Here is a 20,529-nt window from a genome sequence, read left to right as displayed (position 1 = left end):
AACGCTAATAATTAGATTTAGGTGTAATGATACTAAAAATTATAACGCAAGGTGGCATGAATCATTCTTGCTTGAATTGGCGTTACTATAAAATCGCCATCAGGATTTGCTTCTATGTATTCTTTAGTAGCAGCATCTTTACTTCCACCAAAGAAATTAGGTCCGTAAAAATTCATCAATCCTTCTGAATTGAATATGTTTTTAACTTGTAACCCTACATTAAAATGGTTAGATAATTGATATGAAGCACCTGCATTAAATACACTGTATGATGGTAATTGAAATGAATTAGCCACATTACCTTCTCGTGCTCCCATAAACCTCCAATTGGCATAAAAAGCGGCCTTCTTAAGGTGGTATTCAGGTGTAATATCTAACATAAATGATGGATTAAACGGCAGTTTATTACCGTTGTATGAAATAATTTCATCGTCACTTGGGTCAATAGTTTCATTAGCATTATATACTGCAAAATCTAATGCTTTTGCAGATTGAATAGTTGCATTTGCTTTGATACTGAAATTATTTGTTGGATGATATACACTCTCTAATTCTAAACCAAAAGTTTCTGTACTGTTAAACTGCATCGGGGTGTAGAATATTTGATTGTTATCTGAATCAAACACGAAATTACTGAACCCAACATCTTGTAATTGACTGTAAAATAATGTTGGAATTGCAGTGAATGATTTACTCGCAAATTTAACACCTAATTCTGCTTGGTAAATTTGCTGCACTGGGCCCTCTTCATTAATTGGAACGTTTGCAAAGTTACTAAAGTAATAATCTAATTCAGGAGCTTTTGCTCCTTTAGAGAAACGTGCAAAAGCATTTAATTTGTCAGAAACCTTGTAGTTTGCACCTAGTGAAAAAGAAATCGTAGTGTAGTTATAGTCAAAATTATCTCTACTAAAAGGAGTCAAAATACCATTGTCATAACCTGTTAGCGGGTTGCCATCATACCCACCGTCTTGAGTAAATGGAACTGGATTATATTTACCACCATCGTGATTGATGCTGTTAATTCTTATACCACCGTCTACCAACCATTGCTCATTAATTTTCCATTGATCTTGAATAAAAAAATGAAGTTGGTTTACAGTAGCGTCTGCTTGTTCAAAAAATAATCCGCCATAGTTGCTATATCCATGCTCGTCTGACAGCTGAATGATATCTGAACCAGGATTTTCAATTGTAACCGTTAAACTTTTTGGTAATGCCTCATATGTGGCATAACCAAAACTTGCTCTTGTAACAGCATCTATTTTTGATTTAGCAGCAAAAATACCTGCCGTAATTTGGTGTTTATCTAAATCGCCAGAAAACGTAAGCTGATTCATGAATTCATCATTAGAGTCATCCTTATACCAAGCTGAAATACCTAAAATAGCATCATATGGTAACTTTCCCTCAGTTAAGTAATTAAAACTTGGAGGATTTCCAAAAATTCCGGAGTTATCAACTCGTGCAACTTCATTACCAGTGTCTGTATTTCTAAATACAATTTGCCCGATAGGAAAGCCATCGTAACCCGCAATAAAATAAGGTAAGAAACCATTTAAGTCTAATTTGGCACTGGATAAACTCGTATTCCAAAGTGCTGACTTAGCCGAATATTTAAAATTGTTTTCTAATCTCCATTTATTAGAAATATCAAATTTAGCTAAGGCACCAATGGTAAAATCTTTTGTTTGAATTCCTTTAGCAGGATCAAAAGTGTAAGTACCTCCTAATCCATCTGGAATTTCTTGCACTTGATTAGGTAGTAATTGCGTAGTAGTACGAAAATCTTGACCATAAGACTCAGTTGGATTATCCCAATTATGAGCAGTAACACCAGTGGCTCTATTTACATTATCATTTAAGTATTTACCATACAATTCTACATTTCCTGAATCGAATTTATAAGATAACCTATAAGTTATTTGACCACCATTGCCAAAATTGTAATCGACATCTCTACTCCCTTGATCATAACGATGAGTAATACCAAACTGATATCCTAAACGGTCTGTTATCGGCCCACTTACGCAGGCATCTATTTTATTATACACATTACCATTGTAATGAAATCCTGTATTCATCATGGCTTCGCCTTGAAAGTAAGAACTTACGGGTTTAGAAATAAAATTGAAAACTCCTCCTGGAGTATTCATTCCAGTAATAGCTGCACTACCACCTCTAACAGTTTCTACCTTTGTTAGCGTATTGTCTATTCTATGGAATAAGTCGGGTGAAAAAGACGCAAATTGGACAGCAGTTACAGGCAATCCGTTTTCGTGTAAACCAACATAATACCACCCTAAATCATCTTCTGCAGAAACAGAAACACCTCTAGTATATACTCTCGTAAATACTTCTCCAGCTGATGCATCAACATACATTCCCGGTACTCTCTCTAAAAGGGCAGCCGTACCATTTGTAGAAAATCGAGTGATTTCGGTACCATCCATAGTACTAATAGGTACACTTAAATCTTTATTGGTAACAGGTATATGGGTGCCAGTAACAACAACTTCTTCTAGGTTTAAGAAATCATAAACCAAGGTAACAGTAATTGGGATGTTAGAGGCAGTTATATTTAATTCTTGAGATTTATAACCTAAATGAGAAACTACAATAGTTACAACTTCTTGGGTGTCTATTTGTAATTGAAATTCTCCATTTTTATCAGAAATGGTGGCAGAATTTGAATCTACCAATTTAATATGAGCGCCAGCAATAATTTGCTGATCTGTATTTATAATTGTACCAGAAATGTTTTGAGCAAAATTTGATAGCCCTACAAAAAGAGCTAAAGTAACTACAAGGTTTTTCATTTATGTTAAGTCATTTTTCAATCGCTCAAAAATAGAGTAATTCCAAGGAAATAAAAACAACTTTAACCAATAGAATTTTGAGTGCGATTACATTTGCATTTTTAAGTCATAATCTACAGAATGTTTTCCTGATCCATATAAGATAAAGAAGATAGAAACAACCAATACAATTGCAGCTTCAATAAAACTTTGAGTACTAAACACACCAAAGAAATTAATGGCAACTGCACCTACAAAAATGGGTAATTGGACAACTAAAGACAATCTTGTCATTAATCCAAAAACAAGTAAGATACCACCAACAAAATGAAACATACCTACATAATGAACCATCCACATTATCATTCCGAAATCGTCTAATCCAACCAATAAACTTTCGAGGTAACTTGAATCGCGAATAAACGCAATTCCTTTAAAAATAAGAAACACACCTAAGCCAATACGCAATAAATCGATGGGGTAGTAGGTGTGAGAGTTGGCCCATTTGTTTAATCTTTTGATAGTGCCCATAACAATGCATTTTAAGTTAATAAACAACAGGATTTTTGTAAAATACAAATTACTTATTTTAAAAACAAGTTACTGACATTTAGTTTATTAACAATTTATTTGTCGTGGAGCATAATTTTGGTTAACACAGCAAAATGGTCAGAAAGAAACTTGTTCTGTATTTTATCGCTTAAAACTTCGTACGAAACTATTTCGATATTTTTTGCAGGGTCTGCTAAAATGTAATCTATTCGGTTTATTGCGGGAGTTGTTGTATCAAAGCCATTAAAAGTGCCAAAGGACCCTTTCGGTGTTTCCATGCTAGCCTCATAGGTGTCGATTAATTTTTGGTTAAATAGATCTATAACTTCATTCTGAGGAGTAACATTTAAATCTCCAATTACAAATACAGGATAATCATCATCATTTAATTCTTCAATCTTGTTGAGAATGATTGAAGTGCTTTTCAATCTAGACTGTTGCCCTATATGATCAAAATGTGTATTAAATACCCAAAAGAACTTGTTTGTTTCTTTATTTTTAAATAAACCATATGTGCAAATTCTTGGATAAGCTGCATCCCAACTCTTTGATGGTTTTTCTGGTGTAGTAGACAACCAGAATGTGTTTTCTTTAAGAAGTTCGACTTCTTTTGAATTAAAGTAAATGGCACTGTATTCACCTAAATTTCCGCCATCACGACCGAAACCAATACGTTTATAATTGTTAAGTTTTTTACTTAAAAACTCGACTTGATGTGGCATTCCTTCTTGAATACCGAGAATGGTAGGGTTTACTTCTGCTATTTGTGTTGCTAATGCTTCTTTTCTTTTGGGCCATGCATTCTCACCATCAGACGGTGTGTCTAACCTTATGTTATAGCTCATTAATTTGATTGTTGTTTCTTGCCCACTTACAGGAAATATAGTCAGTGCTGAAAAAAGAAAAAATAGTATTTGGTTCGAAATACCTGACATAAAGATTAAATTTATTGATATACCCTTATATAATCTATTATAAACTCTTGTGGGAAAACAGAATTGTTTATATCATAACCTCCAAATTTACCTCCAACTGCAGTATTAATTACAAAATAAAATGGCTTGTCAAAAGGCCAAATCTCTTCTGTTTTTTCTGATGGATTGAAAGTGTATAGGTGCTTTTTATCTACAAAAAATGAAATACTATCCACAGTCCAATTTATTTCATAAACATGAAACCCATCTTCTATAGCAGGAATTTCCGAGTTTTGAGTGTTGATTGTGTTTCCAAAACTATCTGCCGTATGGAGAGAGAAAAATACATTGTTAGGTTTTCTTCCAACGTATTCAACAATATCGATTTCTCCACACTTTGGCCAACCAACTTGATCTATATTGCCACCTAGCATCCATAGTGCAGGCCACAAACCCTTGCCTTGAGGCAATTTTGCTTTAATTTCTACTCTGCCATAAGTAAATTCAAATTTATCTTTTGAGTTAATTCTTGTAGAAGTATAAATAGAATCTTCCTTTCTAGTAGTTATTGTTAAAAAACCATTTTTTACAGAGTGATTGCTGTTTGTATAAATTTGAGATTCATTATTGCCCCAACCACATAAATGTGGGCATCCATCACCAATGTCAAAACTCCAATTTTCAGAATTGAGCACTGTTGTATCAAAATTTTCTTCCCAAATAAGTTGCTCTGTTTTTACATTACAAGAGGCACATATAACCAATAGTAAAGTTGGAATTACCCGTGTTAGATTTTTATATCGGTTGTATACTAAGGTCATATTGATTTTTTAATCCAATCTTTACAAGTTTCCATTGTTTCGAATATTAATTCGTTAGCTACAATATCAGGAATTAGATCGATTTTTTGCATTAAAAATTTGGGTTGTTTATGTAATCCAACAATACATATTTTTATATTTGTTTGAGCAAAATCAGCTAAAACATCTTCCATAGCATAAAGTCCTGATTGGTCTAAATATTTCATTTTTTCCAATCTAATTACGAGTATTTTGGCAGTTTCAGGAACCTGTTTTGCTAGTTGTTGAAACTCACTAGTAGATCCAAAAAATAGTGGGCCATTAACGTGTTTTATAAAAATCTGCTCTTTGATAGCTGTTGAAATATCTTTTTCATCATCCCAAATAGGCTCTTCATTGGTTGAAGTTATTGTAGATTCACTCGCTGTGAGATCACCCATTTTTTTCATAAAAATTAATGCAGAAATAATGAGTCCGATACCTACAGCATACACTAAATTCCATATTGAAGATAATATCATAACAACAATCATAACTACAACTTCACCCGATGGCATATGTGGTATGGCTTTTAAGCCTTTGTAATCCATTACTCCAATACCTACTGTAACCAATATACCAGCTAATACTGCGGCAGGAATAGTAGATGCAATTGGACCTAATGCTAATAAAACTAATAATAAAAGCACTCCAGCCATCATTCCTGATAATCGAGTTTTACCTCCTGCATTGATATTCACAACAGTTCGAATAGTAGCTCCAGCTCCTGGAATGCCTCCAAATAAACCTGCAATTCCATTTCCAACGCCTTGACCTACCAGTTCTTTGTTAGGATTGTGTTTGGTTTTGGTCATATTATCAGCTACAACAGAAGTTAGAAGAGAATCAATTCCTCCAAGGAGTGCTAAGGTGATTGCTGTAAAAATGTATGGTGCAATTAAAGAAAAATCAAATTGTGTAAAGACTTCTAAATGAGGAAGTGGAATCCCGCTAGGTATTGCATCAATTTTATCGTATTCAAAGTCAAATCCTACAGCAATTCCAGTCATAATAACAAGTGCAACCAAGGTGCTTGGTATGGCTGTTGTTATCCGCTTAAAACCATAAATTATAATGATGGTTCCCAAGGCCAATAGTAATTCTAACAGTTCAATTTTTTTTAGAGCGCGAGGCAATATTTTTATCGTACCTAAAACGCCTCCGGCAGAATTTCTAGCTAAGGATGTAGCTTCCTGTTGAATTTGAGCTTCAGTGATTTTATTCGCTCTTTTAATCGTTTCTTCAAAGTGATCTAAAACTAGTAAACCTTCTCCCGCTTCATCTTGTAAAATATCTTCTAGTAAATGTTCTTGAGCAAGTGGTTTAAAAGAGTCTATATATGCTTGGTCTTCATCTGCGTAATACCCTATAACTGGTAGTATCTGGGTTATAAGAATTATCAAGCCAATAGCTGTCATAAACCCAGAAACTACAGGGTAGGGAATGTATTTTATGTATTTACCAAGACCTGAAAAGCCTAAAAGTATTTGAAAAATTCCGGCTAAAATAAATACTGTTAAAATAGCGGGCAACGCTCGGTTAACATCACCATCATTGACTGCAATTAATCCTGCAATCATCACCATACTTACTGCAGTCATAGGTGCGGTTGGTCCAGATATTTGGGTATTTGTGCCGCCAAACATTGCTGCAAAAAAACTGATAAAAATGGCACCGTATAATCCGGCTGAAGGACCTAGACCAGAGCTAACTCCAAAAGCCAATGCTAATGGCAAAGCAACAATACCGGCAGTAATACCACCAAATAAATCGCCTTTAAAATTTGAGAAATCAAAGTTGAAAAAGTCTTTCATAAAAGTTGATTTTAGGAACGTCTACTAAAATACTCTTTTTTTGAAGGTAATAATATTTTTACTCTATTTTCTTAGCGTTATGATTACCACCTTGATGCAATGTCAAGCTTTCTACAATTCCCTCTTGATTGATGTTAAATGTGATTTGAGCATTTACTATTTTACTGTAGAATTTAGTTTCAGATGAAGCGTAGATTTCGCTTATACCTTGTCCAGTTGCTTGAATGAATAATTGTGATTCTTTTTTGGTTATTGTTAAAATAAAATTTGGCATTAATTCGTATTTACCAACATAGCTTTCTAGAACATTTTCTGGAATAATAATTTCTTTTTCAAATTGAGAAATATCGGCACCTAATTTTTTAAGCATATCAACACCGTTCTTATTATCAGGGTTCATTTTGACAGATTTCTCGTAATTTAAAATAGCTTTTTCATTTTCGCCATTCATCATATATGCTTCTCCAAGACTGTCAAAAGTGTTAAAAGACTCAGGATACTTTTGTGTGTTAAATTCAAATATAGTAATTGCGTTGGCAATTTGATTTGCATTTAATAGTTCGTACCCAAATCCGTTAATAGTATCTTCGCTTAATTGATATGAATTTGTATTTGCCAATGATTGCAAATCTGAAACTGAAAAACTTTTATTCTGATCCGTATATTTTTCAGCAATTGCCATTGTATAGTCTTTCTTTGGTAATTCGTATGGTTGTTTGTATAAAATGGCCATTATCTTTTGAGAGATTTCATTTAATGGTTTGCCCCCTGTATTATTCAGTAAAACAATTAAATGTTCTTCTCTAATATCTCTTAAAATAATAGTGTTGAAACCATTTATTCCGCCACCGTGTGTAGTTACCTCGGTTGAGATATCTGAATCGCCTATTTTCATTTCTCCTACCGCAAATCCATAAGCGTAATCTAAATTGCCGAAGGCTTTAATGTATGGAGCGAAATAGGTTTCCATGTTTTCTTTGGAGAGTAATTCGTTTCCATAAAGAGCGCGATCCCATTTATACAAGTCTTCTGCAGAGGCATACATAGATCCTGCAGCGTAAGGCAAGCTCATATCTAGGTAATTTGAGTTGCGAAAATTGTTGCCATTTTGATCGTATCCTGTGGCTCTATTTTTTAATATTGTATTGTGGTGATCGTAACCAGTATCATGCATTTTAAGGGGCTCGAGAATTAATTCGTGAAGATTTGATTCGTAACTTTTTCCTGATACTTTTTCTATAATTACACCAAGTAGAAAGTAGGCAGAATTGCTATAATTGAATTTTTCTCCTGGTTCAAATTCTAAAGGTAAATCTTTAAAAATTTCTATAAACTCATCTGGTGTTTTTGGATCACGACTTTTGGTTGAAAAAAAATCAGGAAATGATGTGTAATTTGGAATTCCAGAGGTGTGAGTCAATAGATGATGTGTGGTAATAATATCTCCAGACTTTTTCGGGTAATCAGGCAAATAGGTTGAAATTGGTTTTTGTACATCCAACTTTCCTTGTTCTACCAATTGCATAATTAGCATTCCAGTAAATTGTTTTGTTATTGAGCCAAGTCTGTGTTTGGTATCTGAGGCATTTTGTACATCCCATTCCATGTTGGCATATCCAAATCCGCCTTTGTAAATAACTTTGCCTTTTTTAGCAATAAGTGCAGAACCGTTAAATTGTTTGTATTCTGTGTATTGCTGTAAGAGGTTTTCAATTTTTTTAACATCAGATTGAGCGTGTAAATCTGATGCAGTTAACATTGTTGCGCTAAGAATAAAAAGCGCGAGGTAGTAGTTTAGTTTGGTTTTCATATTGCGATTTGTTTAGAGGTAAGACGATTTACATTGAGAAAAGTTTCAATAAAATTAATCAAATATTTAACCAAGTGAAAAAAAAGGTATTGATATAAGAAAAATTAGAGATTTTAACCAGAAATACCAGAGGTGAATGTTTTGTATAAAAATCTAGTTTTTAAGTTATTTAGAAAGAATATAAATAATAAATTATAGGGTTGATATATTGAGAGAAATTATATCAAAAGTGGGAAATTGGTTAAATTTGCATCGCTTTTTATTAAGAAAATTAATTTCAAATTAAAAATATGTCAACAGACATCCGAATCAAGAAAGGGTTAGACATTAAGTTGAAAGGTGAAGCAGAACAAATTACTACGAATGCTGTAGCCAGTAATGTGTATACATTGCTACCCGAAGATTTCCACGGAGTGACTCCTAAACTTGTTGCCAAAGCAGGAACAAAGGTAAAAGCAGGTGAAACTGTGTTTTACAATAAAGAAAATGAAGCAATGAAATTTGTTTCTCCTGTTAGTGGTGAAGTTACTGAGATTGTGCGTGGAGAGAAAAGACGAATAATGGCGATTAAAATAACCGCCGATAAAGATCAATCATATTTAGAAAGTAAATCTGTTGATGTTGCAAAAGCTGACGCTACTGCTATTAAAGAAGCTTTATTAGCTGCTGGTTGTTGGCCGTTTATCAAGCAACGTCCTTATGAAGTTATTGCAAATCCAGAAGGTTCACCAAAAGCTATTTTTGTTTCAGCGTATGCAAGTGCACCTTTAGCTGCAGATTACGATTACGTATTAGCAGGTAAAGAGGCCGAGTTACAAGCTGCCATAACTGCTTTAGGAAAATTGACTGATGGAGCTGTGCATGTTTCTGTAGGTAAATCTTCTAACTCGCCTATGGCTGGATTAGATGGTGTTACTTTACACAAGGTTTCAGGGCCGCATCCAGTTGGAAATGTTGGTACTCAAATTGCTCAGATTGATCCTATAAACAAAGGAGAGGTAGTTTGGACAGTATCTCCTCAAGATTTAGTGATTATTGGAGAGTTTTTATTAACAGGTAAATTTAATGCAGAGCGTGTAATTGCGTTAGCCGGATCAGTTGTGAAAAAGCCAAAATATTACAGAACCAAAATAGGAGCAGAAGTGTCAACTTTTGTTTATGATGCTGGTTTGAATAGCGATAACTTCAGAATTGTTTCTGGTAATGTGTTAACGGGTCGTAAAGTAAAACCAGATGGTTTCTTAGGGTTTTATAACAGTACAGTAACTGTGATACCTGAGGGAGATGACTATGAATTATTTGGATGGAATAAGCCCATCTTTAATAAGATTTCTACTACTCGAGCATTAACATTCTCTTGGCTAAATAAAAACAAAGAGTATGATTTAGATACCAATACCAATGGAGAGCATCGTGCATTTGTATTAACAGGTAAATATGAAGAAGTTTTTCCTCTAGATATTTATCCATTACAAATACTAAAAGCTTGTATGTATCAAGATTTAGATGAGATGGAAGCATTAGGTATGTATGAGGTTGCTCCTGAAGATTTTGCCTTAACTGAGTTTGTGTGTGTTTCTAAACAACCACACCAAGAGATTATTAGAAAAGGATTAGACTTAATGATTAAAGAAATTGGATAATTATTCATTTCGATGAAATGAAAAATATATAAGTCATGGGATTAAAACAAAATTTACATAATCTAAAAGAGAAATATAAAGGTACTAAGATGGCGCCGTTGTTTAACGGATTCCACACCTTTTTATATACCCCTAATGAAACTACACATAGTGGTGGTCATATACGTGGGGCAGATGATTTAAAAAGAACAATGAACACGGTTATTATGGCCTTGGTTCCTTGTTTGATTTTCGGAATGTTTAATGCAGGTTACCAACACCATTTAGCTACTGGCGAGGTTGGTCATGTTTCTGGAGGTTTCTTTAGTCCTGAATTCTGGACTTTATCTAACTTCTGGATTGGATTTGCAAAAGTAATTCCTTTAGTAATCGTTTCCTATGTTGTTGGTTTAGCAATAGAGTTTTTATTTGCTATTAAAAAAGGACATGAGATTGAAGAAGGTTACCTAGTTACCGGTATGTTAGTGCCACTTATTGTACCAATTGATATTCCGTTATGGATGTTAGCAGTTGCTGTTGCATTTGGAGTTGTAGTAGGTAAAGAAGTATTTGGAGGTACTGGTATGAATATCTTAAATCCAGCATTATTAATTAGAGCATTTTTATTCTTTGCTTATCCAACTTGGATGTCTGGAGATAAAGTGTGGGTGGCTGAAGCTGTTGAAAGAGCAGGAACTGCAGATGCCATTTCTGGAGAAACAGTTTTAGGTAGTTTAGCACAAGGGCAAGAATTTGCTTACAGTGTATCTGACATGTTCTACGGATTTATTCCGGGTTCTGTTGGAGAAACGTCTACTTTATTAATACTTTTTGGAGCACTTTTCTTGATTTTCTCTAAAATTGGATCTTGGAGAATTATGCTTTCAGCAGTTGTTGGAGCATTGGTAATGGGATTCATCTTTAATCAAGTAACTGCAGCAGGAATTATTGGAGAAAGTAGCAAATTCTACGCTTTGATGAATACAGAATTTTGGCATCACCTAGTATTAGGAGGATTTGCTTTTGGAGCAGTTTATATGGCAACAGATCCTGTAACAGCTTCTCAAACAATTAAAGGTAAATGGATTTACGGTTTCTTAATTGGGTTTATTTCAATCCTAATCCGTGTATTCAATCCTGCATATCCAGAAGGTGTAATGCTAGCAATCTTATTAATGAACGTATTTGCGCCAACTATTGACCATTATGTGGTTCAAGGAAATGTAAAACGAAGAATGAAACGTTTAAAAGCTAAAACTGCATAACAATGGAAAATAGAACAGATAAAAATTCATATACCGTCATATTTGCTACTGCAATGGTAGTGGTAGTGGGTGCTATTCTTGCTTTTTTGGCTACTGCTTTGAAACCGCAAATAGACTTAAATAAGAAATTTGAAAAGCAACAAAATATCCTATACGCCATGGGTGTGAATGAAAACGATGAAAAGAGCGTTTCATTTATTCCTACTGATAGAGTAGAAGGAGAGTTTGGAAAATATATTACAAAGCAATTGGTTTTTCAAGGTAGTGAAACTACAGAAGACGATGAGGCTTATTTAATAGATCTTAAAAAAGAAGCTGCTTTAGCTAAGAACGATTCTTATGAAAGAAGATTACCCTTATTTATTGGTGAAAAAGATGGAAAGACGTTTTACATCGTGCCAATGAGAGGTAAAGGTTTGTGGGATGCTGTTTGGGGTTATATTGCCTTAGATGAGAGTATGATTTCTCAAGGAGTTTTTTTCGATCATAAAGGAGAAACACCAGGTTTAGGGGCTAACATTAACCAACGCTTTTTTATGGATGACTTTACAGGAGAGCACATTTTAGATGAGAATGGAAATTTTGCAGGAATTGCAATTTCTAAATCAAATGCAGATCCAAAGAATGAGCGTAAAACTGATAATGCTGTAGATGCAATTGCAGGAGCAACTATTACTGGTGACGGCGTTGCAGCAATGATCAGAAAAGATTTACAAATGTATTTACCATACTTAAAACAAATAAATAACTAATTATGGGACTATTATCAAAAAAAGACGTAAAGTTAATTACAGATCCATTAGCAGATAATAACCCAATTACTATTCAGGTATTAGGTATTTGCTCTGCATTGGCAATTACAGCTGAGTTAAAGGCTTCTATTGTAATGTCTATAGCGGTATTGTTTGTATTAGGAGTTGGTAACGTGGTAGTATCTTTAATGCGAAATATCATTCCTTCAAAAATTAGAATTATTGTACAGTTAATTGTAGTTGCAACTTTGGTAATTATAGTTGACTTGGTATTAAAAGCATTTGCTTACGAATTAAGTAAAACCTTATCGGTTTTCGTAGGTTTAATTATTACCAACTGTATTATTATGGGGCGTTTTGAAGCATTTGCTTTGGGTAACGGACCATGGAAATCTTTCTTAGATGGTATTGGTAATGCAGCTGGTTATGCAGTAATCTTAATTATTGTAGGATTCTTTAGAGAGCTTTTAGGTTCTGGTACTTTATTGGGTATTCCAGTATTAGGAGACCCGATTGAAAAGACAGGATTGTATGCTACAGGATATGAGAATAATGGTTTTATGTTATTAGCGCCAATGGCCTTAATAACTGTTGGTATCATTATTTGGGTGCAACGTAACAGAAACAAAGCATTAATAGAAGATCATTAAAATTAGTGAGTAGTTCATTTACTACAAACTGAATACAATAACATATGGAACATTTAGAATTATTTTTCAAATCAATATTTATAGATAACATGGTGTTTGCTACGTTCTTAGGAATGTGCTCTTACCTTGCAGTATCTAAAAAAGTTTCTACAGCTGTAGGTTTAGGAGCAGCAGTAATCTTCGTAATGGCTATTACAGTACCATTAAACTGGTTATTAGACCAGTACTTATTAAAAGACGGTGCGTTGGTTTGGTTAGGAGAAGAGTATGCCTCTTTTGACTTGAGTTTCTTATCATTTATCATGTTTATTGCAACCATTGCGACCATGGTACAACTGGTAGAAATAGTAGTAGAAAAGTTTTCGCCATCATTATATAACTCATTGGGTATTTTCTTACCGTTAATTGCTGTAAACTGTGCCATTTTAGGTGGTTCGTTATTTATGCAATCTCGTGAGATTGAAACATTAGGCTTAGCATTTAACTACGGAGTTAGTTCTGGTATCGGTTGGTTCTTGGCAATTTTAGCTATTGCGGCTATCCGTGAAAAAATCCGTTACTCAAATGTACCTGGTCCATTAAGAGGTTTAGGTATTACCTTTATCATTACAGGTTTAATGGCTATTGGTTTTATGAGTTTTGGGGGTATGTTAACTGGAGGCGATGAAGCTCCTGCAGAAAGTGCAGAAGTTACAGAAGTTGCTCAAGCAGTTGAAGAAATAGACAGTAATACTAAAGTAATAGAATAACAAGATGATATTAGCAGCAAGTACAACAGGAACAATAGCTGTAACAGTAATTGCATTTTTACTGATTACAATTGCATTGGTAGCGCTTTTACTTTTTGTAAAGCAAAAATTATCACCATCTGGTCCAGTTAAGATTTTAATTAACGGTGAGCGTGAAGTTGAAGTAGCATCTGGTGGTTCTTTACTTTCAACATTAGGGAACCAAAAAATATTTTTACCATCAGCCTGTGGAGGTGGTGGTACTTGTATTCAGTGTGAGTGTCATGTAACAAAAGGTGGAGGTGAAGCTTTACCAACAGAAACACCGCATTTCTCAAGAAAAGATCTACAACACGGTGCTCGTTTAGCATGTCAGGTGAAAGTAAAGCAAGACATGGAAATTTCTATTCCAGAAGAAATCTTTGGAATTAAGAAATGGGATGCTGTAGTTGTTAGAAACTATAACGTCGCATCTTTTATCAAGGAGTTTGTTGTTGAAATTCCAGAAGATATGGGATATAAAGCTGGTGGTTATATTCAAATTGAAATACCAAAGTGTGAAGTAAAATATTCTGATATAGATATTACTGCGCATCCAGAGGAACACGAAACTCCAGATAAGTTTAAGGCAGAATGGGATAAGTTTAACTTATGGCCATTAGTGATGAAAAATAATGAAACTGTAGAGAGAGCATATTCAATGGCTTCTTTCCCTGCAGAGGGTAGAGAAATTATGTTGAATGTGCGTATTGCTACGCCACCTTGGGATAGAGCTAAGAATGGTTGGATGGATGTAAATCCAGGTGTTGCATCTTCTTACATCTTTAATCTTAAAAAAGGTGATAAGTGTACCATTTCTGGTCCTTATGGAGAGTTCTTTATTAATGAGTCTGATGCCGAAATGTTATACGTTGGGGGTGGTGCAGGTATGGCACCAATGCGTTCGCACTTATACCACTTGTTTAAAACATTAAAAACTGGTAGAACTGTTACGTATTGGTATGGAGGTCGTTCTAAGCGAGAGTTGTTCTATTTAGAGCATTTCTACGAGTTAGAAAGAGAGTTCCCTAACTTTAAGTTTTACTTAGCATTGTCTGAACCATTGGAGGAAGATAACTGGAAAGTAAAGAAAGATATTAATGATAAAGAAGGTGATGGTTTTGTTGGGTTTATCCACAATTGTGTAATCGAGAATTACTTAAATCATCACGATGCACCAGAAGATATTGAATTATACTTCTGTGGACCTCCATTAATGAATAACGCTGTTCAAAAAATGGGCGAGGACTTTGGTATTCCAGATGAAAACATCCGATTTGACGACTTTGGAGGCTAATAAGAAATTATTCCTAATAGTATAGGAGTCTAAATACTATGAGCCCAACATTTTATGTTGGGCTTTTTTATTTTAAAATGTAGATGGACGTCTATTAACGTTTAATCACTCTTTTTACCACAGAGCCATTTTGTAAACGAATGTTCACCATATAAATGGCGGTATCTAAAGTACTCAGGTCTACATTAATTTCTTCTTGTATATCATTAATTTTTAAATACTGTACAGTTCTTCCAGCTAAATCAAATACTGTTATATTTTCAATTTCTGTTTGGTAAGAATTCTTTACAGTAAGAATAGACTCAAACGGATTTGAGCTAACAGAGACACCGCTTGATAGGTATTGACTATCAGTTGAAAGTCCAGCGCTAAATGAAATATCATCTATTGCCTTGTCTTTAGCTCACCAACTCCCTATAATCCCAATAATTCTCAATTTAATAGAACTTATGAATCCGTTCAAAGAATTCAATTTGTAGTAAGCCAAATTGTATTTTGATTTCAAGTATTAATTTGCAGTGCAATTAAAATACCTAATACTACAAGTATAATTTCACCTAATACATAACACAAATACCTCCCTACTTTGTTTTTAGAAGCGAGAGTTCTCATAATTTTTCTAAAAAAGATATCACAATAGATTGATAGTTAGTTTATTGTTTTTTAAAGGGAGTTGTTTTTTTCTTTAGTATTCAATTTAAGATGCTTAAACCTAAAGATGTGATGACATTATCTACATAAATAAGCCTTATCTTTGCAAAAAATTACTGCATGAGCACCTTTCAAGATTTAAACCTCAGTAAACAACTTCACTACGGACTTGAAGACCTTGGTTTTGAGCATCCAACTCCAATACAAGAAAAATCATTTTCAGTAGTTCTTTCTGGTTCAGATATGGTGGGTATCGCACAAACTGGTACTGGTAAAACCTATGCCTACATGTTGCCTTTGTTGCGAGATTTAAAATTTTCTAAGCAGCTTAATCCAAGAATTCTAGTACTAGTTCCAACACGCGAATTAGTTGTTCAGGTTGTAAAAGATATTGAAGCGTTGGCTAAATATATCAATGTACGTGTATTGGGTATATATGGCGGAGTAAATATGAATACGCAAAAACAAGAAGTCGCGCAAGGTTGGGATATTATTGTGGCTACTCCAGGTAGAGTGTATGATTTGGTGTTGAGTGGTGCTCTAAAATTTAAATCTATTCAAAAATTAGTGATTGATGAGGTTGATGTAATGCTTGATTTGGGGTTTAGATATCAATTGCTTAATATTTTTGAGTTGTTGCCTCAAAAACGTCAGAATATCATGTTTTCTGCGACAATGACTGATGATGTAGATGCTTTGATTAACGATTATTTTACAGGTCCCAAAAAGATTTCTATTGCGGTTAGTGGTACGCCTTTAGAAAATATAGAACAGCAAGCTTTTAATGTTCCTAATTTTTATACCAAAGTAAATCTCTTAAACCATTTGGTTAAAGATAACAATGTCTATTCAAAGGTGTTGGTATTTGCACCAAATAAACGTCAAGCAGATAAGATTCATGAATTGCTAAATGAGCAGTATTACGGCCAAGTAGGAATAATTCACGGTAACAAAACACAAAATTTTAGACTGAATGCTATTGCACAATTTGAAAATGGTACACATCGCTTGTTAGTAAGCACTGATGTTATGGCCAGAGGATTGGATATAGAAAGCATATCTCACGTAATTAATTTTGACACACCTAATTTTCCAGAAAACTATATGCACCGAATTGGTAGAACGGGTAGAGCCGATAAAAAGGGGAATTCAATTCTATTTTCTACTGAAGATGAGCAAGAAGCGAAACTTGCAATTGAGAAATTAATGGACACAGAGATTCCAATTCAAGGGCTCCCATCAGAAGTTGAAATTTCTAAACAGCTAACCAAAGAGGAGCAGCCTGTAATAAAAGAGCATTATAATCCGACCAAAAGAACTCAAAATGATGAGCGAGGAGAGGCTTTTCATGAGAAGAAGAAGAAGAATCTAAAGGTAAATTTAGGAGGTTCGTATAAAAGAGAAATCTCAAAGAAATATAAAAAGCCAAAAACCAGAGGCGATAAGAATGCCAATAGACGTAAAAAAAGACGTTAAATGAGTAGACCTTTATCAAAGCAGGAATTGCATTATTTGGCAATGAATATTGTGGGTAAAGACCTTGAAAAAAGAGGTTTTGAATTTATTGCAATTGAGAGTGGTTTAAAAAAGAACCCTCAGTTTGTATGTATTGATAAAAACAATCAACGCTATTTTGTGATTGCTAAGGCAATACTTTTACCCAACAATCCGAATAATTATGATGTTATATGGATGGAGACATTTAAAACACATGCTCAGAAGCATAATGCAAAAGTATTATATGCAGGTGTTGGATTGGGTAACCCCGATGGAGATGATAAGCCTATAATTAAGGATCAGGAATATTTAATGCAATACGAAGGTATTCAGTTTTTAGATGTCCAACAGAATTGATTGAGGATTCTGTTGTAGATAATCAATATTCGTTAAATTAGCATACAGCTATTTAATTTTGAATAAAAGAACCCAGTTTTTAATATCCAGTTTTCTCTTAATCGCTTTTTGCGTTTCTTCGCAAGAATTGCCTCCTATTCAAAATTATTCTACAACAAGTTTAGATGGTGGGAGTCAAAATTGGAGCATTACACAAGATTCTCTGCAACATATTTTTGTAGCCAATAATGCGGGTCTCCTTAAATATAATGGTGTTGATTGGAAGTTGTTACCAGCACCAAATGGAGCACCTCTAAAATCTTTAAACTATCTAAATGGTTTACTTTATTCTGGTATGTATAAGCAGTTTGGTTATTGGAAACCAAATGAATATGGTCTTTATGAATATACATCACTCAGTGACTCCTTAAATATTGCATTGAAAGCAGATGAAGAATTTTGGAATATTGTTGGAGTCAAAAATTGGGTGTTGTTTCAATCTTTAGATAGAATTTATATTTATAATACTCAAAATCAAAAATTTGAAATCATTGAGCAAGAAGGTATCTCTAAAATTTATCAGATAGAAGAAGAAATATATTTTCACGCGGTAGGATTTGGTTTATTTACAATTAAAAATGGTAAAGCTGAGTTGCTGAATGATCAACCAGAAATTAAGCACAAACCCATATTAGGAGTTTTTAAAATCGATAAGCATTTGGTTTTGGTTGATGAAGATGCTGATTTTTATAGCCTACAGAATGGAGTTGTAGATAAGTTGTTGCAATTCGATTCATTCAAGACCGAAGGGGTAAAGGTGTACAACTCTATTATGTCTAAAGATGGTTCTTTTTTATTGGGTACAGTTTCTAACGGATTTATAAGAATTGCCCAAGATGGCACCTTGCTTGAAAATATAACCAAAGAAGATGGATTGAATAATAATACCATTCTTTCAGTTTTTGAAGATGACCATCTAAATATTTGGTTGGGGTTAGACAATGGTGTTAGCTTGTTGAATCAAGGATTCCCAATGAGAATTTTCGAAGATTTAGATGGAGATCTAGGAGCCACCTACACTTCACTGCTGTTTGAAGGATATCAATACATTGGTACCAATCAAGGGCTGTATTTTAGAAATGTCCAAAGTAAAGATAGTTTTAGTTTTGTTGAAGGTACAGAAGGGCAAGTCTGGAAGCTAGTGTCAATAGATGGCACTCTTTTTTGTGGACATAATGAAGGAACTTTTATTATAGATAAAAATAAGGCTGAACAAATTTCTACAAAACCGGGAACTTGGGATATCAAACCAATACCAGGAGAACAACATAAACTTATTCAAGGTAATTACAAAGGCTTTAGCATATTAGAGAAAAATGCTGCCGGTAATTGGTATTACAGAAATAATATTGAAGGGATAGAGATATCTACTCGATTTTTTGAATTTAGTTCCACTCGTTCATTATATCTAAATAATGAAAGTTACGGAATGTTTAAAGTTGAACTTAGTAGTGACTTGAAATCAGCTGAGTCTGAGTTTATACGTAATTTTGGTTACGGATCAAGTTTAGTGAGATATAAAAATTCGATTTATTATACGACCAATGAAAATCAACGAATTCACCTGATAAAAGAGAATGGTGAGCTCGAAATAGATAGTGTTTTATCCAATATTTTTTATAATTCTGATACTGGATTAAAGGGGCCATTGGTCTTAGAAACGATTACAAAAACTATTTGGGGAATTACAGACAATAGCATAATTGCCGTAAGAAAAGGGAATTTTGATGATTCGTGGAATTATCAAAATTTTTATGTTTCTCCTGAATTTCGTAAACAATTGGGAGTTACAGGTTTTGAGAATGTATCATACTTAGGGAATGATTTATTCTTAATAGGTACTACTAATGGTTACCTTACATTAAATCTTAGCGGGTCGATCGATTTGAATTATCCAATTCAATTAAACCAAATTGAAAAATCCTTTAGAGATGGTCGAACAGAAAAAGTTGCATTTAAGAATAAAGATGAAATACAACTTAAATCCAATGAAAATAATTTAAATTTTGGGTTCAATGCACCAAATTATTACAACCTAATAGATACGCAATACCAATATAAACTAAATGGTTATTATGATGAATGGAGTCCTTGGGCATCAGATAGCGAGGTGTCATTCAGTAATCTAAATTCTGGTAATTACACCTTAATGGTGCGTTCTAAAGTAGGTAATTCAATTTCATCAAATATTCTTCAAGTTAATTTTAAAATTGCCACTCCTTGGTATGCTACATTATTTATGATAACAGTTTATCTATTATCGGGAGTTATTTTGCTATTAATAGCACATAGAAAGTATACGAATTATTATAGAGAGCAGAGAGATTTGGCAATCAAACGAACCTACCGAAAACTAAGAATAGAAAACTTAGAGCGCGAAAAAGAATTAATGCAGTTTAAGAATGAGAATTTAAGATTAGATGTTGCTAGTAAAACTAAGGAGCTAAGTATTTCAACACATAGTTTGGTTAAGAAGAATGAACTGTTAAGTGATTTAAAATCTCAATTAAAAAAGGTAAATAGTAAAAAAGATGTAGGTGAAATAATTGATTTTATTGATTCTTATTTGAATGATTCAGACGATTGGGAACAATTTGAAAGAGCCTTTAATAATTCAGATAAAGAGTTTTTTATAAAGATCAAAGAGAGACATCCAGATCTTACTCCCAATGATTTAAAGATTTGTGCCTATTTAAGAATTAACCTCACCTCAAAAGAAATAGCACCACTTTTAAATATATCAATTAAGAGTGTTGAAGTTAAACGATATCGTTTGCGTAAAAAACTTGAATTAAATAAAAACACCAATCTGGTCACCTATATTTTGAGTATATAGACCACTACAATTTGTATTTTTACCCAAACATAACCTATACATATTAAATATTTTATAAAACTCACTTTA

The 20,529-nt window shown here is 33.7% G+C and carries 16 protein-coding genes; 9 read left to right on the top strand and 7 right to left on the bottom strand.

The features are described from left to right. Window positions 1–32 precede the first annotated feature (32 nt). The 6 genes from ACYQ5R_RS04010 to ACYQ5R_RS03985 all read right to left on the bottom strand — a co-directional run bounded on the left by ACYQ5R_RS04010 (window position 33) and on the right by ACYQ5R_RS03985 (window position 8,727). Window positions 33–2,819, bottom strand: a complete 2,787-nt coding sequence (locus tag ACYQ5R_RS04010) for a TonB-dependent receptor (protein WP_460189622.1) — start codon at window positions 2,817–2,819, stop codon at window positions 33–35. Between the two features lie 87 nt (window positions 2,820–2,906). Then, complete coding sequence (locus ACYQ5R_RS04005; RefSeq protein WP_460189621.1) at window positions 2,907–3,329, bottom strand: DoxX family protein; 423 nt, start codon at window positions 3,327–3,329, stop codon at window positions 2,907–2,909. A gap of 95 nt (window positions 3,330–3,424) precedes the next feature. Next, complete coding sequence (locus ACYQ5R_RS04000; RefSeq protein WP_460189620.1) at window positions 3,425–4,195, bottom strand: endonuclease/exonuclease/phosphatase family protein; 771 nt, start codon at window positions 4,193–4,195, stop codon at window positions 3,425–3,427. A 101-nt stretch (window positions 4,196–4,296) separates the two neighbouring features. After that, window positions 4,297–5,085: a glycoside hydrolase family 16 protein gene (locus ACYQ5R_RS03995; protein ID WP_460189619.1), complete on the bottom strand. Its 789-nt coding sequence runs from the start codon at window positions 5,083–5,085 to the stop codon at window positions 4,297–4,299. Further along, window positions 5,082–6,917 (bottom strand): SulP family inorganic anion transporter, encoded by a 1,836-nt coding sequence (locus ACYQ5R_RS03990; protein WP_460189618.1) that lies wholly within the window; start codon window positions 6,915–6,917, stop codon window positions 5,082–5,084. Before ACYQ5R_RS03990 ends, ACYQ5R_RS03995 begins: the two co-directional genes overlap by 4 nt. Before the next feature lie 58 nt (window positions 6,918–6,975). After that, complete coding sequence (locus ACYQ5R_RS03985; RefSeq protein ID WP_460189617.1) at window positions 6,976–8,727, bottom strand: serine hydrolase; 1,752 nt, start codon at window positions 8,725–8,727, stop codon at window positions 6,976–6,978. 290 nt (window positions 8,728–9,017) lie between these two features. On the opposite strand from ACYQ5R_RS03985, the gene ACYQ5R_RS03980 reads away from it, so the two are divergent. Genes ACYQ5R_RS03980 through nqrF form a run of 6 tightly spaced genes read left to right on the top strand, consistent with a single transcriptional unit; the run spans window position 9,018 to window position 15,080 of the window. Continuing rightward, on the top strand, window positions 9,018–10,370 hold the full coding sequence (locus tag ACYQ5R_RS03980) for a Na(+)-translocating NADH-quinone reductase subunit A (RefSeq protein WP_460189616.1): 1,353 nt from the start codon (window positions 9,018–9,020) through the stop codon (window positions 10,368–10,370). Between the two features lie 35 nt (window positions 10,371–10,405). Then, entirely contained in the window at window positions 10,406–11,614 is a 1,209-nt protein-coding gene (locus tag ACYQ5R_RS03975) for an NADH:ubiquinone reductase (Na(+)-transporting) subunit B (protein ID WP_460189615.1), read from the top strand. A 2-nt stretch (window positions 11,615–11,616) separates the two neighbouring features. Further along, window positions 11,617–12,366 (top strand): Na(+)-translocating NADH-quinone reductase subunit C, encoded by a 750-nt coding sequence (locus ACYQ5R_RS03970; protein ID WP_460189614.1) that lies wholly within the window; start codon window positions 11,617–11,619, stop codon window positions 12,364–12,366. Between the two features lie 2 nt (window positions 12,367–12,368). Next, window positions 12,369–13,016 (top strand): NADH:ubiquinone reductase (Na(+)-transporting) subunit D, encoded by a 648-nt coding sequence (locus ACYQ5R_RS03965; protein WP_460189613.1) that lies wholly within the window; start codon window positions 12,369–12,371, stop codon window positions 13,014–13,016. 44 nt (window positions 13,017–13,060) lie between these two features. Continuing rightward, window positions 13,061–13,765 carry an NADH:ubiquinone reductase (Na(+)-transporting) subunit E gene (nqrE, locus tag ACYQ5R_RS03960; protein ID WP_460189612.1) on the top strand — a complete coding sequence of 235 codons (705 nt, stop codon included), beginning with the start codon at window positions 13,061–13,063 and terminating at the stop codon, window positions 13,763–13,765. A 4-nt stretch (window positions 13,766–13,769) separates the two neighbouring features. Continuing rightward, complete coding sequence (nqrF, locus tag ACYQ5R_RS03955; RefSeq protein WP_460189611.1) at window positions 13,770–15,080, top strand: NADH:ubiquinone reductase (Na(+)-transporting) subunit F; 1,311 nt, start codon at window positions 13,770–13,772, stop codon at window positions 15,078–15,080. Between the two features lie 94 nt (window positions 15,081–15,174). On the opposite strand, the gene ACYQ5R_RS03950 is transcribed toward nqrF, so the two are convergent. Next, on the bottom strand, window positions 15,175–15,459 hold the full coding sequence (locus tag ACYQ5R_RS03950; RefSeq protein WP_460189750.1) for a T9SS type A sorting domain-containing protein: 285 nt from the start codon (window positions 15,457–15,459) through the stop codon (window positions 15,175–15,177). 392 nt (window positions 15,460–15,851) lie between these two features. Here ACYQ5R_RS03950 and ACYQ5R_RS03945 point away from each other — a divergent pair, with 392 nt between their 5' ends. Genes ACYQ5R_RS03945 through ACYQ5R_RS03935 form a run of 3 tightly spaced genes read left to right on the top strand, consistent with a single transcriptional unit; the run spans window position 15,852 to window position 20,460 of the window. After that, window positions 15,852–17,207: a DEAD/DEAH box helicase gene (locus tag ACYQ5R_RS03945; RefSeq protein ID WP_460189610.1), complete on the top strand. Its 1,356-nt coding sequence runs from the start codon at window positions 15,852–15,854 to the stop codon at window positions 17,205–17,207. Beyond that, on the top strand, window positions 17,208–17,585 hold the full coding sequence (locus tag ACYQ5R_RS03940; RefSeq protein ID WP_460189609.1) for a Na(+)-translocating NADH-quinone reductase subunit F: 378 nt from the start codon (window positions 17,208–17,210) through the stop codon (window positions 17,583–17,585). A 58-nt stretch (window positions 17,586–17,643) separates the two neighbouring features. After that, window positions 17,644–20,460 (top strand): helix-turn-helix and ligand-binding sensor domain-containing protein, encoded by a 2,817-nt coding sequence (locus ACYQ5R_RS03935; RefSeq protein WP_460189608.1) that lies wholly within the window; start codon window positions 17,644–17,646, stop codon window positions 20,458–20,460. The last annotated feature ends 69 nt before the right edge of the window (window positions 20,461–20,529 follow it).

It is taken from the genome of Urechidicola sp. KH5, from assembly GCF_054661455.1.
Note: the sequence above shows the minus strand (reverse complement) of the source record. Positions and strands in the feature narration are given on the sequence as shown.

What these genes read in the sequence shown, in the direction of transcription:
- ACYQ5R_RS04010 (WP_460189622.1), bottom strand. Translation starts at nt 2,819, where the DNA reads ATGAAAAACCTTGTAGTTACTTTAGCTCTTTTTGTAGGGCTATCAAAT.
- ACYQ5R_RS04005 (WP_460189621.1), bottom strand. Translation starts at nt 3,329, where the DNA reads ATGGGCACTATCAAAAGATTAAACAAATGGGCCAACTCTCACACCTAC.
- ACYQ5R_RS04000 (WP_460189620.1), bottom strand. Translation starts at nt 4,195, where the DNA reads ATGAGCTATAACATAAGGTTAGACACACCGTCTGATGGTGAGAATGCA.
- ACYQ5R_RS03995 (WP_460189619.1), bottom strand. Translation starts at nt 5,085, where the DNA reads ATGACCTTAGTATACAACCGATATAAAAATCTAACACGGGTAATTCCA.
- ACYQ5R_RS03990 (WP_460189618.1), bottom strand. Translation starts at nt 6,917, where the DNA reads ATGAAAGACTTTTTCAACTTTGATTTCTCAAATTTTAAAGGCGATTTA.
- ACYQ5R_RS03985 (WP_460189617.1), bottom strand. Translation starts at nt 8,727, where the DNA reads ATGAAAACCAAACTAAACTACTACCTCGCGCTTTTTATTCTTAGCGCA.
- ACYQ5R_RS03980 (WP_460189616.1), top strand. Translation starts at nt 9,018, where the DNA reads ATGTCAACAGACATCCGAATCAAGAAAGGGTTAGACATTAAGTTGAAA.
- ACYQ5R_RS03975 (WP_460189615.1), top strand. Translation starts at nt 10,406, where the DNA reads ATGGGATTAAAACAAAATTTACATAATCTAAAAGAGAAATATAAAGGT.
- ACYQ5R_RS03970 (WP_460189614.1), top strand. Translation starts at nt 11,617, where the DNA reads ATGGAAAATAGAACAGATAAAAATTCATATACCGTCATATTTGCTACT.
- ACYQ5R_RS03965 (WP_460189613.1), top strand. Translation starts at nt 12,369, where the DNA reads ATGGGACTATTATCAAAAAAAGACGTAAAGTTAATTACAGATCCATTA.
- nqrE (WP_460189612.1), top strand. Translation starts at nt 13,061, where the DNA reads ATGGAACATTTAGAATTATTTTTCAAATCAATATTTATAGATAACATG.
- nqrF (WP_460189611.1), top strand. Translation starts at nt 13,770, where the DNA reads ATGATATTAGCAGCAAGTACAACAGGAACAATAGCTGTAACAGTAATT.
- ACYQ5R_RS03945 (WP_460189610.1), top strand. Translation starts at nt 15,852, where the DNA reads ATGAGCACCTTTCAAGATTTAAACCTCAGTAAACAACTTCACTACGGA.
- ACYQ5R_RS03940 (WP_460189609.1), top strand. Translation starts at nt 17,208, where the DNA reads ATGAGTAGACCTTTATCAAAGCAGGAATTGCATTATTTGGCAATGAAT.